We start from the raw sequence: 14,282 nt of genomic DNA on the forward strand, positions 1-14,282 counted from the left end.
CCTCGTCAATGGAAAAGGGACCCTGGGAACGATGACCGCTGTTTCTGGAAATACACGAGTTGCTTGACAGATGGTGTAAGAATTCCTACACTAAGAGTATGAAAACTATCGTGTCGGAAAAAGGGCAGGTGACCATTCCCAAACCGCTGCGGGATCGCTTGGGGATCCGACCGGGTCAGGTGCTGGAACTGTGGGAGGAAAAGGGGCGACTCGCTGGCGTCAAGGTGAGTTCGGAGGACCCGGTGGCGAGTGTCTACGGTATCCTCAAGCTGGACCGGTCGACGGATGAACTGATGCGGACCCTGCGCGGTCCAGCCGACCTACAGTGATCACAGCGGTCGATACCAACGTCTTACTGGATCTGTTTGGCGCAGATCCGGTATTTGGACCGCGATCGCAGCAGGCGCTTCGATCCTCACTGGCCGAGGGTCGCCTTATCGCGTGTGAGGTGGTCTGGACCGAGGTCGCCAGTTTCTTCCCGTCGCCCAAAGCCGCGCGGGAGGCGATGGGACGTCTTGGCGTTGAATTCAGCCCCGTCGCAGTGGAAACGGCCCTAGCGGCCGGTCAGGTCTGGAAGGTGCATCGCAGTCGTGGCGGGAAACGAGCCCGTGTGGTCGCAGATTTCTTGATCGGCGCTCATGCTCAGTTACAGGCCGAGCGCTTGCTCACTCGGGATCGCGGGTTCTATCGAACCTATTTTTCCCGCCTTCGGCTTCTTGACCCGGTCAGGTCGTAAGGTGAGAGTCATTCTTCCCCTGACTCATTCATATATTCATGTGAATCTCCAGGACAGTGGTACGATCGAACGATATAAGAGGAGGTCAAACTGTTTCCGTCCAGGGGAGGAACGATGGCGCTGAAGGCTGTGATCTTCGATGCCGGCAATACCGTGATGCTGATCAACTACAGCGTGGTGGTTGAGGCGCTGGCGGCTGAAGGCTGTAATGTCGATGAGGCGGCAGTGCGAGGGGCGGAGTACCGCGCTCGGGTGCGTCTCGATTCGGTCCTGGCCAGGCGCAACTCCACCGAAGCGCCGCATATCTTTCAAACGTACATGCGCTTTGTCTGCGATGGCATCGGTGTACCGTGGGGAGCGGCCGCTGAGCAGGCTCTACGTCGGCTTGCCGAATACCATCGGGAGCATAACCTCTGGAACCGGCCCGATCCTCAAGCCCATGCTGTCCTTCAGGCGCTGCGTGGTCGCGGCCTCACGCTCGGCATGATCTCGAATTCGAACGGTTGGGTCGAGCGGCTTGTGACGGAGAGCGGGCTGCGCCCGTATTTTCATTTCGTACTGGATTCGCGGCTGATTGGGGTGGAAAAGCCCGATCCCAGGATCTTTCAGATCGCGCTGGACCAGGTCGGAATCAGTCCGGCCGAGGCCCTGTACATCGGCGACCTGTACTCCATCGATGTCGTCGGATCGAGAGCGGCGGGGATGCGCGCGATCCTGCTTGATCCTGCCGGCCTGTGGGACCATGTGGACTGCCCCAAGGCGCGCGATCTATCGGAAGCCGCCGACCTGGTCCTGATGCAGCATTCGTAAACCGGCCTCCTCAGAGAGTCCACCGCGATCTCAGCCTTCCTGCTCACCGAACAAGAAGTACCGGGTATAGGGCGCCACAGTGGTTCCGGTAGTCGCCAGGTCGCACCGAAGCCTGGTCAGGTCGTCCGGCGTATCCACATCGAACCAGGACGGCAGCGTTGCAACCTGTAATCGTAGTGTTGCAGCGCGGTGGAGTGTCTCGTTGAAAACCGTGGGGCCGCTCCACGGGATGTCATCGAAGAGTGCGCGGCAGGGGCGCTTGAGCCCGATGAGGTAATAGCCTCCGTCTTCTGCCGGGCCGAGCACGAGGTCTGTGGTCCCGCTCTGAAGTCGCGCGATCGCATCCAGCAGGTAGGGCGTGGGCAGGGTCGGGCTGTCGCTGTCGATGAGGATGGCCGCCGGGTGGCCTCGCTCCAGGAGGATCGCCGATAGCCGGTGAAGCCGGTCTCCAAGAGTTGAACCGGCTTGCGGAATCAGCGTAAAGGTCTCCGGCAACAGTGGGAGCATCGACTGTCTGGCCTCGATAGGAGTGTAGGCCAGGTACGGATCGATACCCGGGAGCCCGGCCACCTGCTGCAGCTTATCCAGCAGGAGACACCGATACAGTTCCGCCGCGCTCGTATCACTTAATGGCGGGACGAGACGCGTCTTGACCTGGCCCGGTTCCGGCGCCCTGGCCATCACCGCGAGAGCGTATTGTCGCATAAGGTAAGCAGTCAGGACAGTGTCACGTGAATCGTATGATACCCTGAGGCGCCATCCGGCAAAACCGTGGTGACCTGGGCTGTCTGGGTGTTGCCGTTGCCATCGGTCGCCCGGACCTTCAGGGTGAGGGAGGAGCCGTGCCTCGTCCCTACGTTCCCAGGCGCAGGGGGCAGCTCCCCTACGAGCCCCCAGAGGACCCAGGTGTAGGCGCCGAGAGCCGGTTTCAGCATGGCCTTTCGCCAGGTGATCCCGTCGTCAAGGCTTACCTCTACCTGGCGGATGCCCCGGTCGCCGGCGAAGGCGATGCCACCCGTGTCCACCCCACGTGCGGAGAGTTTCGACCCATGAACGGGCGTGTCAATCCGGGACATCGTTTTCACCCTCGCCTCGTCGGACCAGCCGCGGCTCTCCCAGTAGCCCTTATAATCGTTTTCGGTCAGCTCGATCTCGGTAATCCACTTGGGGTTCTTCATCCCATAGTGTCCCGGATTGATGAGGCGGACGGGAAAGCCATGGTCGTCAGGCAATGGAACCCCGTTCATCTCGATGGCCAGGATCGTATCGGGGTGCATCGCCTTCACCAGCGGGATGGCCGTCGAGTAGCCGTCCGCGGCGCGAAAGACGACCTTTTTTGCGCTTGATTTCACGCCGGCCCTGGCCAACAGCCCTCCCAATAGAATCCCTTTCCAGCGGGCGTTGCTGATCAGGTCGCCGCCGACCTCGTTGCTGATGCACTCCAGCGTGTCGTACTGCTCTTTCATGGGGAGGGCCTTCAACTCGCTGTAGGTCAATTTCATCGGTCGCTCCACGAGGCCCTTCAGTTCCAGGCTCCAACGTGAGACGCTCACCTTGGGATCGAAGATGTTCTTCGAGATCTTGTAGAACTTCTCATTGGGCGTCACGTCGGGCGGCAGGCCCTTGAGCCGCTGGAACAGATCCTGGGCGAAGGCGCGACTTCGCGCCGTGAGAGTCTCGAGGAGAGGCAAGAGAACCGAGAAGGTCCCAGCCGCCAAGATACCGGTCAGCAGTCGCTTGGCGAAGGCCCGCCGTGACGTGTCGAGCGGCGGGACAGAGGAGCCGGCCGTCGTGAGGGTATCGCTTGAGTGTCGCAGAAGCCGACCTGCCAGTAGGCCCAACATCGCGCCATACACCCAATAGAGGATCAGAAGAGAGCTGGAGGACAGCAAGAGACCGCCTTCGAGGTCGGCTCCGAATAGACCTCCTCCCAGGAGCGGGGAGCCAACTGCACCGAACAGCACCCACAGCAGGCTCCCGTAGAGAAGTCCGCCACGCCAGTGAGCCTTCAGCCGGTGATACGTCGCCAGCCACGTGAATACCACGCCAAGGCACGCGCCGATCAGAACAAACAGGCCCACCATCCCCCAGAAGGCGAGATACTTCGCCTTCAGCCCGAACAGCCTGATGCCGAACGAGAACAGGCCCATCGGTATCAGCGCGAAGAGCTGTTCGGCCATCAGTTCCGGGATCAGCGGGGTTCCCAGGGTAAACCGCCAGAAGAACATCAATCCGGTCATCAGCAGAGCGCCGACAAAGCCGCCGACGGCTCCTGCTATTACCCATTGCCGCCTCGAAAGCCGCTCCTGTGCGTCCATTGCGTACTACTGTCCTCTGTGTCAGATCGTGTCCTCCTACGCGCTGATCGATGATCAGTACGATCATCGGTAGCTCTTTTCACTATAAACCTATCGCACCACTACCGGCCTGTCAATGAGAGCGCGTTCGCATCTTGCGACTCGTATTCCTCTGCACGTACTGAAGGAAGGTCGGTAGGTTACAGGAGACGCGACGTTCGTCACCACTTGATCGACCGGTCTGTGAGACCAGGAAGCGGTGTGATGCCCTGATCATATCGGCGGTCCTGTCCAGGCGTGTCATATCCTCTATCGTAGGTGTGGAGGTCAGCTTGACCTCGACGGCCCACAATTCGTTCCCGAAATCCAGCACTAGGTCTAGCTCGTACTGATCGCTTGTTCGGAAGTAGTAGGCGTCGGCCTGTCGTCCCCGCGCCGACAGTTCGCCCAGTACTTGTTCAATCACGAAGCCTTCCCAACTGGCGCCCACCCACGGTTGCGTGAGTAATGCGCGCCCGTCGGGCACGTTCAATAACGCGTGGAGCAGGCCACAATCGCGCCAGTAGACCTTGGGACTCTTGATCAGTCGCTTCCGGATATTGGCGTGATAGGAGGGCAATCGTCTGATCAGGAAAGCCCCGGTAAGATACTCGAGGTAACCATTGACGGTATGGTACGAGAGCCCTAAGCTTTGCCCAACTTGCGAGGCGTTCCAGATCTGGCCGTGCAGCGCGGCTAGCATGCGCAGAAGCCGATCCGTTGTCTGCGGCTTGGCGGGTAGACCCCAGGTCGGAAGGTCGCGCTGACTCAGGAGCGAGAGGTAGTCCATTTGCCATCGCGGATATCGGGCGGGTTCCAACACGCCACCATCGGGGTAGCCCCCGCACAACCACCGCCGCTCACGCGATGCGTTCGTTGAGAGTTCGGACAGTAGAAACGGCGTCAACTCGACCAACGACAGGCGCCCCGCCAGGGACTCCGACACGTGGATCATCAGCGCAGGCGACACGGAGCCTAGAAGCAAGAAACGACCCATGCGCGCGCGATCCAGGTCGATGGCCCCTCTCAGGCGCGCAAAGACGTCAGGCCAGGATTGGACCTCGTCCAGGACGATCAGGTCCTTTCCGGCCGTGATGCGGTCCCAGTCGAGGTCCAGGCGGAGACGCTCGGAGTGCTGTTCAAGGTCGAAATAGACTCCACCGAGGGATTTTGCCAGGGTGGTCTTTCCGCTCTGACGCGGTCCGATCATGGCCACGGCTGGGTAGCGTGTCAGTCGTTCTCGTAGCTGGTCTATAACCAATCGCCGGATCATGGGATGTATTATAGAAGTCTATTTCTAATGTGCAACACAAAAACGCTGTGCGAGCCATCATGTCGGCGGCACAGGCGCATGGGGAAAGCGGGGGGCAGTGGTTCCTCAGACCGGGAAGACACGCATCACGATCTACATCGATGACGATACCCTGGAAGCATTTCGTGATCGAGCGGCGCTGCTGGGACCACCGGCTGCGGCTCGGCGTAGCGTGGGGTGTCCTCCCACGGACGTGCAGGGGCTCGGCGGGCGACTGCGATGCCCGGGCTGGCTGTAATCGGTTCAGGTCTCATGGTATTTTCTCCTCCCCGCCCTCTACACTAATTGAAAGGGGGGCAGGTGTCTCACTTATATTGACACAGAGGGCTATACCGTCGATCTGAAGCCCTAATTCTGTGAGCATACGCCACAAATCTCGGTTCTGCTAACTAGCGAGTATCATTGCCTTTCCTCAAGGCGCTTGCCTACGACTGTCGAACCCAGGGTAATAGATGTTCCGCAAGCTCACCCGAAAGTAATAGTCACCCGTTCCCCTTGGATCGACAGAGGGTTCATTCCCCTCGGTAAGCGGCGTGGGAGCTCATCGCTCGAGAGTTATATCCGACCAGGGGAGGATCGGGAAGAACCGAATGAAAGCAAGATAGGAAAGCGTGGCCGCACTGGCAAATCCTGCGCTGATTAAAAGCTCTGGGATGCCCATGGGCGCGGCCGGGCCTTTCCAGAGCGCCGGGACGACGAGCACGTACCGCTCCACCCACATACCGCCAGCGATTGCCAACCCCATCGGCAGCAGGGCAAAGGGATCCTGCTTGGCGCGGCGGCTGAAGAAGACGATCAGGGGTCCCAGAAATCCCGCAATCAGCGCGACCCAGGAGAAGAGTGCCCACGGGAGCACCTGAGTTCTCAGGATCACATACTGGGTCTCCTCAGTGATGTTGCCGTACCAGATGACGATGTACTGGGCCCACAGAAGGCCGATGACCAGCATATCGAAGCCGAACAGCAGCTTACCCAGGTCATGGAAATGGGCAGGCGTGATCCATTGCTCTAATCCGAGGGTCATCCGGAGTACGATGGTAATGACGACGATCCCGGCGAGGCCCAGATACAAGCTGCTCATAAAGAAGTATCCGCCGAACAGGCTGCTGTACCAGTGGGGATCTAACGTCATAATCAGGTCGAACCCTAGCAGGCTGAATACGATTGCATAGGCGACAAGGATCGCCGGTCCGAGGACACCGAGGGTACGGCGCGACCGTTGTTCCTCTGCCTCAAATCCTCGCCAACCGCGCGTCAGCCACGTGTAGAGCGGAGTAGCCGGGACGAGCGAGCGCTCCAGGGCGAGTCCGATCTGCGGGCGGAGGTTGTAGTAGAGAAAGAGTAGGCTGAGCGTCACCATGACCGTCAGGCCAAGGCCGTTTCTGAAGAAGAAGAGGGGCACATTCAGCCATGCCGCCTTCTCGGGGATCGGATGACCCACCCATGGGTAGAGCCAGTAGCGGCCAAAGAAGAGCGGGACGTACATCAACAGGGCGACCGGCAGGAACGAACCCATCCCCAGGGCGACCCGTTTGATGACAGGACCCCAGCGCGCATTGCAGATATCGTAGATGGCTGTAAAGACCACCCCGGCCTGGGCCAGTCCGGTCCAGAAGAGGAAGTTTACCAGGTAGATCTCCCATGCTCGGACTGGTTGCTCTGCGAAGATACCCAGTAAGAAGGTGAGCAGGCCGACTGCCAGAAATCCCGTCAGGACTCCAATAGCCGACCGCGGGCTCCGGCGCGGAATCTTGCGGATACTCTCCTCCAGGCCGGCCAGTTCAGTCAGTTCGGTCATTGTCGCTGCAAGCTCCTGAGGAAGTTCACGATCTCCCACCGCTCCTTGGGGGCGAGAACCGCGCCGTACGCAGGCATAATCGCGCCGCCATTTCGGATCGTTCCATAGATGAAGCCGTCAGCCTTCTGTTGAAAGAACGGGAGGGTCAGGTCCGGTGGAGGAATAAACTTGATGGCGACGGGGCCCATCCCCTTTCCATTAGCTCCATGGCAGAGCGCGCAATAGATCTCGAACAGGCGCTTGCCGTTGTCGACGGATTGCCGCGTGAACGGCACCGGATTGGTAAGGCTCTTTCCCATCTCCTCGCGAGTCATCGGACGCTCCCACCCGTCTCGTGGGATCGTTCCAGCCGGAGGGCGTCTAGGCGCCTCTTGCGACTTGATCGAGGGCTGGTCCTTCATGTCTCTGCTCCATGGGAAACCATGAGCCGAGCCGACCCAGATCGCGAGGAAGACGGCTACCATCAAACTGACACGTCTAGACTTCAACACCGTCTTCCACCTGACGTACCTCCGCTGCGCCAGCCTTGCGGAGGATCTGCAATGTGGGCTCGATTTCGTTCGGCGCACAGAAGACGAAGAGGCCGAACTGATCCTGGCAGAAGCGAGGGTGAAACGCGGGCCCGATGTGTAGTCGGGGGAAGCGGGCATTGACCAACAATCCCAGCAGTGTTCCGATTGCTCCGAAGAGAATGGTCAGCTCGAAGGCGATGACGATGAACGCGGGCATCGACACGATCGGCTTGCCTCCAGTGATGTGCGGATAGCCGAGAGAGGTGTTGATAGTCAAGCCCAGCCCGAAGATCGCGCCAATGATCGCACCAACGAGGGTAAACACCCGTACCGGACTCTCCCGTCGACCCAACGCCTCATCGATCTCATGGCGGGGGACAGGGGACGCGACCCGGAGGTTATCGAAGCCTGAGGCGCGCAACTCGTGGATGGCTGCGAGAAAACGATCGAGCTGATCGAAATGCCCCACCACGCCGATGGCTCGGCCACTCATCGGATGGCCTCCTCCCCTTTTCCTGCTTCCGGCCTCCGGCTTCCTGCCTCCTCCATCACAGGCGGCGGAAGCTGCTCCTTCACCTCCACGATGGAAACGACCGGCAGTAGTTTCGCAAACAGGAGAAACCAGAGGAAGAACCACCCGAAGCTCCCTGCCGTGATGCTAAGGTCGACCCAGGTCGGTCGGTAGAGGCCCCAGGTGTACGGATCGTAGTCGCGCGCCAGCGAGGTTACGATGATGATGAATCGTTCGAGCCACATCCCCACGTTGATGAGGAGCGAGATCGTAAGCAGCCACGGGGTGCTCGTCCTGATCTTCTTTACGAAGAAGAGGAGGGGGACCAAGGAGTTGAAGACGATCATGATCCAGAAGCCCCAGGCGTAATCGCCCAGCGCCCGGTATCGGAAGGTCTCCCACTCGAATGTGTTGGCGCTGTACCAGGCGATGAAATACTCGGTCGCATAGGAGTAGCCGACAATGAGGCCGGTCAGGACGATGAGCTTCGCCAGATTCTCCAGGTGGGTCTGCGTGAGGTAGGCGTCGAGGCGGAAGGTCCGCCGGAGCAGGATCAGGAGGGTGATCACCATCGCGAGACCTGAATGGATTGCGCCTGCCACGAAGTACGGCGCGAAGATGGTCGAGTGCCAGCCGGGGACCATCGACATGGCGAAGTCCCACGAGACGACGCTGTGGACCGAGATGACAAGGGGTGTAGCCAGGGCGGCCAGGAACAGGTAGGCGCTGGTGTAATGCCGCCACTGGCGGTCGGTTCCCTGCCAGCCTTGGGCCAGGAAGCCATACAGGCGGCGACGCCAGCCGCGCGACTGGTCCCGAACGACCGCCAGGTCAGGAACCAGGCCGGTGAAGAAAAAGACCATACTGACCAGCATGTAGGTGAGAACGGCGAAGACGTCCCAAATGAGCGGAGAACGGAAGTTGGGCCACAGCCCACCCACTTGCGGGTAAGGCAGCAGCCAGTAAACGTACCATGGACGTCCCAGGTGAATGATCGGAAAGAGGGCCGCGGTCATCAATGCAAAGACCGTCACCGCTTCCGCTGCCCTGTAGATTGAGGCCCGCCAACGGACCCGGAAGAGAAACAGGATGGCCGAGATGAGCGTCCCGGAGTGGGCGATGCCGACCCAGAAGACGAAGTTGGTGATGTCGATCGCCCACATCGTCGGGTGCGTGAGGCCCCAGACCCCCATCCCATACCGGATCTGGCGGCTAAAGGCGAAGCCGCCCAGCGCCACCAATGCGATGGCGACAGTCAGGAGGATGTACCAGGTTCGCCCCGGCGCCTCCATCGTCTTCAGTAGATCCTGATCGACTCTGCTATAGCTGAGCTTGTAGTCGGCCATCTTCAGCTCTGCTCTGGATGAGAGATGATCTTCTTCAGATAGGTAATCGCCGGTTGCGTGTTCAGGTGCTCGAAGACCCTGTAACGGCGCGGGCTGTGGCCGAATCGTGACACCTCGCTGGTCAGGTCCTTCAGATCGCCAAATACTATTGCCCTTGTGGGACAGGTTTGAGCGCAGGCCGGCACGATCTCGCCATCCCTGATCGGCCGCCCTTCATCTTTTGCTCTGGCCTTCCCAGCGGTGATCCGCTGTATACAAAAAGAGCACTTTTCCATCACGCCGGTTTCGCGGACGGTGACGTCAGGATTGAGTTGGAGGTGGAGCGGCTCCGGCCATGGATAGGTGAACCAATTGAACCGGCGGACCTTGTATGGACAGTTGTTGGAGCAGTATCGGGTTCCAACACAGCGGTTGTAGACCTGGATGTTCAACCCTTCAGGGTTGTGCAGCGTGGCATAGACGGGGCAGACTGGCTCACAAGGGGCGTTATCGCAATGCTGGCAAAGCATCGGAATAAACCGAATCTCAGGCTGATCTGAAGGACCCTCTTCAAATCGCTCGATCCGGATCCACGACATCTCCCGACCCTTGACCACCTGCTCCTTGCCGACCACAGAGATATTGTTTTCCGCATAGCAGGCTACGACGCAGGCGGAGCAGCCGATGCATGCATTCAGATCGATGGCCATGCCCCATCGGTGGGTGGGGTGTTCATGGGGCGGGTACATCTGGCGAACGTGGTGTGCCTCTTCGCGTTCGGGTTCATCCTCCTCCGGCCCCTCTGCCATCTTCTCCAAGGCTACGGCCTGGGCAATCCCCCGATCGTATTGCCGGGCGCTCCCAGAAACCGACGCCAGGGGATATTTCGTCCCGGTGTTGGTGAGGGTCACTGGGGTAGAAAGCAGCAGGCCGCCAGAGCCCGACTCCGGCTCAGTAGCAAGCAGCGCAAACGGGTTGCCGCCTCTTCTCTTGTCGCCGAATCTGTTGGCGTTGGGATCATTGGGATTGGCGTATCGGCCATAGGCGGTGTGGCCCTGACCGATCGGGGCGGCCACTATGCCTCGTCTTACCCCGGCATAGAGGTGAGCGGGAATCTCGATCTCTCCGTAAGCGGACCTGACCCTGAGAAGGTCGCCCTCGCTGACCGCCAGGCGCTGTGCGTCCTGGGGATGGATTTCGAGCCAACTGTCCCAGGTGAGCTGGGTCATGGGATCAGGGAGTTCCTGGAGCCATGGTCTGTTCGCTCCGCGGCCATCAAAATGATTAAACGAGGGGTAAGGCAGGAGGATCAGTGTATCAGGCTTCTGGTCGAACTCCTGAAGCCCTCTTAATGCTTCCGGTAACGCCCCGACATGCAGGTTGACAGATCGTGGGCGCACCTCTTGAAAGACTCCTCCACGCTGAAGTGCCTCGCTCCAGAACGTCTCAAATTCGGTGTGTGGACTGACCTGTCGATGAATCTCTCGCCACCGAATTCGGAGAACTTCGTAGAAGTTTTCTTCTGCGAAGGGCATGGCCTGCAAGCTGCCCGATCGCTTCGCCAGCGACAGCAAGAGGTCGCCAAGCGATCTCGTCTCGAAGATCGGTTCCATAGCAGGCTGCATCAGGCCATGTAGGCCTTCCCAGGGCTCATCGTCCCCCCAGCTTTCGAGAGGGGTATGAGTCGGAAGGACCAGTGTGGCCTGCGCCGTCGTCTCATCCATGAAGCTGGAGCAACTGACAACCAGCGGCACCTTGTCCAGCGCCTGCTCGAAACCTGCCGACCTGGGGAGCGAGAAGACGGGGTTGACCTCGGAGAAGAAGAGGGCGGCGATCTCGCCAGCGTTCATGGCCTGGATCAGAGCAACCAACTTCCGATGAGGGGACAGTCTGCTCAGACTGGACAGGGGGCCGAAGCGGACGGTTCGGTCCAGATTGCCGGCCACGTAGTTTAAGAGGTTCACGGCTGCGACTGTTGCGGTGGCTTGCTGACCGCCTGTAGCCACCCCGCCACCCAGGGCGAGCCCGGGATTAGCCGCGGCAAACAACCTGGCGAGATCTTTAAGATCCTCCGGCGTGACCCCTGTAGCCTGCGACACCAGGTGTGATGTGTAACGGTCAACCAGACTCTTGATCCGCTCAATCTCGCCCTTCGGCACCCTCCTGGTGAGTCCTTCAGTGATGATGACGCGAACCATCCCTAACGCCATCATCCCTTCACTGCCGGGAGGGACCGAGACCCATCGGTCGGCGTTGACTGCCGTCAGGGAGAGCCTAGGTCCAATAAAGATGAAGCGTCCCATGCGGCCGTTCCGATATCTTCGCATGGCGGCGAATTCTCCGGCGTACATTACAGGAGAGATCCAGGTTTCCAGAAAGTCCGATCCGAATGAGAAGATGAGCTGTGAAGATTGGAGATCGTACGTTGGGATCGCTTCGAGCCCGAACATGAGCCTGTTGGCAGTCTTGATCGCCTCGTAGGCGAACGGCTCATACCGTAGTCGTCGCTGTGAGCCAAACGTCCGCAGCCACCGGTCGATCAGTTGATCCAATGCTCCAGTCAGGTGTGGGGTAAGCCAGGCGATCTCCCGCCCTTGCTTACGTAGCTCCTCCAGACGCGCTATCAGCCACTTCTCGGCTTCCTCCCAGCTTAGTGGCTTGAACCGGCCTGACGTATCTCTCAGAAGCGGCTGTCTGATCCGATCCGGGTTGTACAGTCCCTGCAGCGAGGCCTGGCCACGGGCACAGAGCCGACCTCTGTTCACCGGATGATCCGGGTTCCCTTCGACCTTTACGGCGCGCCCCTCCAGGGTCTTGACAAGCATCCCGCATCCGGCAGGACATTCCCGGCAGACAGTGGCATACCACGTGGCCTGGCCCGGGATGATCTCCTCCACGGGAATCAGATATGGGATCAGCCTCTCAGGGGCCTGACTGGAGCAGCCCGTGAGGGTCGCCGCCCCGCCGATCCCGAGCAGCTTGAAGAAGTTGCGTCTATTCACTCTTTTTTCCGGTCTTTTTGCTCATCGCTGACCGCTGATAGCTGCCTTACTTATGACACGTCACACAGTCGATGCTCGTCTGCCGGTCGCGATGGCAGCCCAGACATCGATCCATCGTCAGGTCCACTGCTCTGTAGACGCGATCCATCTTCCCAATCGGGCCGTGGCAATCCTCACAGGCAACGTGAGCCCGGACGTGCGCCACATGCGAGAACGCCACAAAATCCGGCTGGCCGAAAATCTTCACCCAGGGGATCGGCTCCTGCCGATCCCAATACCCCTTGAGCTTCCGGACGTCAGGCTTATCGGCAGCGGTAATCTTGTGGCATCCCATGCAGAGTTGAACGGATGGGATCCCCGCAACACGGGACCGGCGGGCATTGGCGTGGCAGTACAAACAACGGATCTGATAGTCCCCGGCGTGGATCTTGTGACTGAAATCGACAGGCTGCGCAGGCGCTTTCTTCCGCGAACGAAAGAAAGCTAATCCGGAAATGGTGATAAAAATCACAAGCGTAAGCAGAATAATAACCATCCGCTTTACCAGCTCTCGCCCCCTTCCTCTTTTCGGGCCCGTTGCATAGAGGTGCCGTTCCGGGGAGTCAGCTCACCAGACTCGAATGCCTGGTGAAAGGCTGCCAACGACCAAGCTGATGAGTGACTGTTAGGCTGCGAGAAGGGGGAGACAGCCCCGTAGGTGTCTCCCCCTTCACTCCCAATGTCTATGCCATGTTGCATCGTTCTCCGTCTCAATTGGAGGAACAACTGTTCCGCTAGAAATTGATTCCGACATAACCCCCAGTAGTGAAGTGGCTGAGTCGTTCGTCCGGGATGTCAGGACCCCAGTAGTAGCGGAAGTCCACACCGAGGCTAAGCCGATTGTTCCAGAACAGTCGCTCAATTCCTGCTCCGGTGGTCCCACCAACGCTGATATTCGTGACGGCCTTTGATACCGGGGTGTTCACGTTAAAGGTGAGGCCAACGGGAATAATCCAGGGCCTGATCGAGGCCAACGAGGGCCAAATCGAGCCCAGGGTATCGATTCGATATTTGGGGGCGATAGCGACAGTCAGGATGTTTTCCAGTCCCCTTCCCACCGCGAGTTGCTTCCCGGGGGCTCCTGGTTCCACTTGGGCAGGCGAATCGCCGGTGGTGTGCTGGGACTGGACATACTCGACCATTATCTCTCCAAGAAGGGGGTTGTTGAAGATCTTCATCAAGGGGAGATCCAGTCCGCCTCCAACCTGCCAACCGCTCTTTTTATTCGGGTCGTCCTGAACCGTCAATAGTGAGTTACGGCGCGGTGAATCCATGCGGAGGTAGCCACCCTTGAAGAACACCTGACCGCCCCACAGCTTAGGGGTCTCTGCTCTTGCGGCTATCTCCGTCTTCATCTCTTCCTTCAGGGCTGTCATTTTTTCTTCCACGGGGCGCGGAATTTCCGCCTGTATCTTCGTTTCGAGTGCCTCCAGACGCTCCTGCATCCGTTTGATTGCGTTATTCTTGGTTTGAACTTCCTCCCGTAACATTTGTAATTCCTGTTTGAGTTGGTTTAATTCACTATGCGTCTGTCCCTCCGCGTTCCCTAAGAAGGGCGAGACCAGCGACGTTAACAACAGTGCGAGTACGGTCCAGCCTGCTTTGCTCATATAAGTCCCCAAGATTTTCACTATTCCCCCCTTAGTAAGATGTGATCGCTCTTTCGGTGGTGAAGCTCCATTGATCCACTAGCATTAAACTGTACAGGCTGACCGGTCTGGTGCGAACAATAATCGTTCTACACTCTGTCCGTCCCACTCTGCAACACCTGTCCGACGACACCTGTCTCACGGTGAGTCAATCTGGATCTGCCGTTTCAGCCCAAACTGCTCCAGCTTGCGGTACAGCGTGCTGCGGGAGATGCCGAGCTGAGCCGCCGCCTGCGACAGGTTGCCGGCGCA

General features: G+C 59.3%; 14 protein-coding genes and 1 pseudogene. 4 read left to right on the plus strand and 11 right to left on the minus strand.

Translation table 11 applies throughout. The features are described from left to right. Window positions 1–98 precede the first annotated feature (98 nt). The 3 genes from KGL31_01210 to KGL31_01220 all read left to right on the plus strand — a co-directional run bounded on the left by KGL31_01210 (window position 99) and on the right by KGL31_01220 (window position 1,546). A complete protein-coding gene (locus tag KGL31_01210) occupies window positions 99–329 on the plus strand; it encodes an AbrB/MazE/SpoVT family DNA-binding domain-containing protein (GenBank protein MDE2320529.1) in 231 nt (76 codons plus the stop codon). Further along, window positions 326–736: a type II toxin-antitoxin system VapC family toxin gene (locus tag KGL31_01215; GenBank protein MDE2320530.1), complete on the plus strand. Its 411-nt coding sequence runs from the start codon at window positions 326–328 to the stop codon at window positions 734–736. The genes KGL31_01210 and KGL31_01215 overlap by 4 nt, the downstream gene beginning before the upstream one ends. 114 nt (window positions 737–850) lie before the next feature. Further along, window positions 851–1,546 (plus strand): HAD-IA family hydrolase, encoded by a 696-nt coding sequence (locus KGL31_01220; GenBank protein MDE2320531.1) that lies wholly within the window; start codon window positions 851–853, stop codon window positions 1,544–1,546. Window positions 1,547–1,576: 30 nt separating this feature from the next. On the opposite strand, the gene KGL31_01225 is transcribed toward KGL31_01220, so the two are convergent. The 3 genes from KGL31_01225 to KGL31_01235 form a co-directional block, all read right to left on the minus strand. Then, window positions 1,577–2,251, minus strand: coding sequence for a TIGR04282 family arsenosugar biosynthesis glycosyltransferase (locus KGL31_01225; protein ID MDE2320532.1), 675 nt, complete (start codon window positions 2,249–2,251; stop codon window positions 1,577–1,579). A gap of 11 nt (window positions 2,252–2,262) precedes the next feature. Further along, window positions 2,263–3,864: a molybdopterin-dependent oxidoreductase gene (locus tag KGL31_01230; GenBank protein MDE2320533.1), complete on the minus strand. Its 1,602-nt coding sequence runs from the start codon at window positions 3,862–3,864 to the stop codon at window positions 2,263–2,265. A 112-nt stretch (window positions 3,865–3,976) separates the two neighbouring features. Next, on the minus strand, window positions 3,977–5,155 hold the full coding sequence (locus tag KGL31_01235; protein MDE2320534.1) for an ATP-binding protein: 1,179 nt from the start codon (window positions 5,153–5,155) through the stop codon (window positions 3,977–3,979). Window positions 5,156–5,252: 97 nt separating this feature from the next. Here KGL31_01235 and KGL31_01240 point away from each other — a divergent pair. Beyond that, window positions 5,253–5,327 (plus strand): annotated as a pseudogene (locus KGL31_01240) (CopG family transcriptional regulator). A gap of 408 nt (window positions 5,328–5,735) precedes the next feature. Here the strand turns inward: KGL31_01240 and KGL31_01245 are convergent. The 8 genes from KGL31_01245 to KGL31_01280 all read right to left on the minus strand — a co-directional run. Next, window positions 5,736–6,992 carry a hypothetical protein gene (locus tag KGL31_01245; GenBank protein ID MDE2320535.1) on the minus strand — a complete coding sequence of 419 codons (1,257 nt, stop codon included), beginning with the start codon at window positions 6,990–6,992 and terminating at the stop codon, window positions 5,736–5,738. Continuing rightward, a complete protein-coding gene (locus KGL31_01250) occupies window positions 6,989–7,480 on the minus strand; it encodes a cytochrome c (GenBank protein ID MDE2320536.1) in 492 nt (163 codons plus the stop codon). Before KGL31_01250 ends, KGL31_01245 begins: the two co-directional genes overlap by 4 nt. Further along, window positions 7,470–7,997: a DUF3341 domain-containing protein gene (locus tag KGL31_01255; GenBank protein MDE2320537.1), complete on the minus strand. Its 528-nt coding sequence runs from the start codon at window positions 7,995–7,997 to the stop codon at window positions 7,470–7,472. Before KGL31_01255 ends, KGL31_01250 begins: the two co-directional genes overlap by 11 nt. After that, a complete protein-coding gene (gene nrfD, locus KGL31_01260; GenBank protein MDE2320538.1) occupies window positions 7,994–9,361 on the minus strand; it encodes a polysulfide reductase NrfD in 1,368 nt (455 codons plus the stop codon). Before nrfD ends, KGL31_01255 begins: the two co-directional genes overlap by 4 nt. Window positions 9,362–9,363: 2 nt before the next feature. Continuing rightward, window positions 9,364–12,342 (minus strand): molybdopterin-dependent oxidoreductase, encoded by a 2,979-nt coding sequence (locus KGL31_01265; GenBank protein MDE2320539.1) that lies wholly within the window; start codon window positions 12,340–12,342, stop codon window positions 9,364–9,366. Window positions 12,343–12,388: 46 nt separating this feature from the next. Next, entirely contained in the window at window positions 12,389–12,877 is a 489-nt protein-coding gene (locus tag KGL31_01270; protein MDE2320540.1) for a cytochrome c3 family protein, read from the minus strand. A gap of 238 nt (window positions 12,878–13,115) precedes the next feature. Further along, a complete protein-coding gene (locus tag KGL31_01275) occupies window positions 13,116–13,991 on the minus strand; it encodes a hypothetical protein (GenBank protein MDE2320541.1) in 876 nt (291 codons plus the stop codon). Window positions 13,992–14,168: 177 nt separating this feature from the next. Further along, window positions 14,169–14,282 (minus strand): hypothetical protein (locus KGL31_01280; GenBank protein ID MDE2320542.1); only part of this gene is annotated, 114 nt, incomplete at its 5' end.

The sequence above is a fragment of the Candidatus Methylomirabilota bacterium genome, from assembly GCA_028870115.1.
Lineage (GTDB): Bacteria > Methylomirabilota > Methylomirabilia > Methylomirabilales > Methylomirabilaceae > Methylomirabilis.

What these genes read in the sequence shown, in the direction of transcription:
- nrfD (MDE2320538.1), bottom strand. Translation starts at nt 9,361, where the DNA reads ATGGCCGACTACAAGCTCAGCTATAGCAGAGTCGATCAGGATCTACTG.
- KGL31_01255 (MDE2320537.1), bottom strand. Translation starts at nt 7,997, where the DNA reads ATGAGTGGCCGAGCCATCGGCGTGGTGGGGCATTTCGATCAGCTCGAT.
- KGL31_01235 (MDE2320534.1), bottom strand. Translation starts at nt 5,155, where the DNA reads ATGATCCGGCGATTGGTTATAGACCAGCTACGAGAACGACTGACACGC.
- KGL31_01245 (MDE2320535.1), bottom strand. Translation starts at nt 6,992, where the DNA reads ATGACCGAACTGACTGAACTGGCCGGCCTGGAGGAGAGTATCCGCAAG.
- KGL31_01220 (MDE2320531.1), top strand. Translation starts at nt 851, where the DNA reads ATGGCGCTGAAGGCTGTGATCTTCGATGCCGGCAATACCGTGATGCTG.
- KGL31_01210 (MDE2320529.1), top strand. Translation starts at nt 99, where the DNA reads ATGAAAACTATCGTGTCGGAAAAAGGGCAGGTGACCATTCCCAAACCG.
- KGL31_01225 (MDE2320532.1), bottom strand. Translation starts at nt 2,251, where the DNA reads ATGCGACAATACGCTCTCGCGGTGATGGCCAGGGCGCCGGAACCGGGC.
- KGL31_01275 (MDE2320541.1), bottom strand. Translation starts at nt 13,991, where the DNA reads ATGAGCAAAGCAGGCTGGACCGTACTCGCACTGTTGTTAACGTCGCTG.
- KGL31_01230 (MDE2320533.1), bottom strand. Translation starts at nt 3,864, where the DNA reads ATGGACGCACAGGAGCGGCTTTCGAGGCGGCAATGGGTAATAGCAGGA.
- KGL31_01270 (MDE2320540.1), bottom strand. Translation starts at nt 12,877, where the DNA reads ATGGTTATTATTCTGCTTACGCTTGTGATTTTTATCACCATTTCCGGA.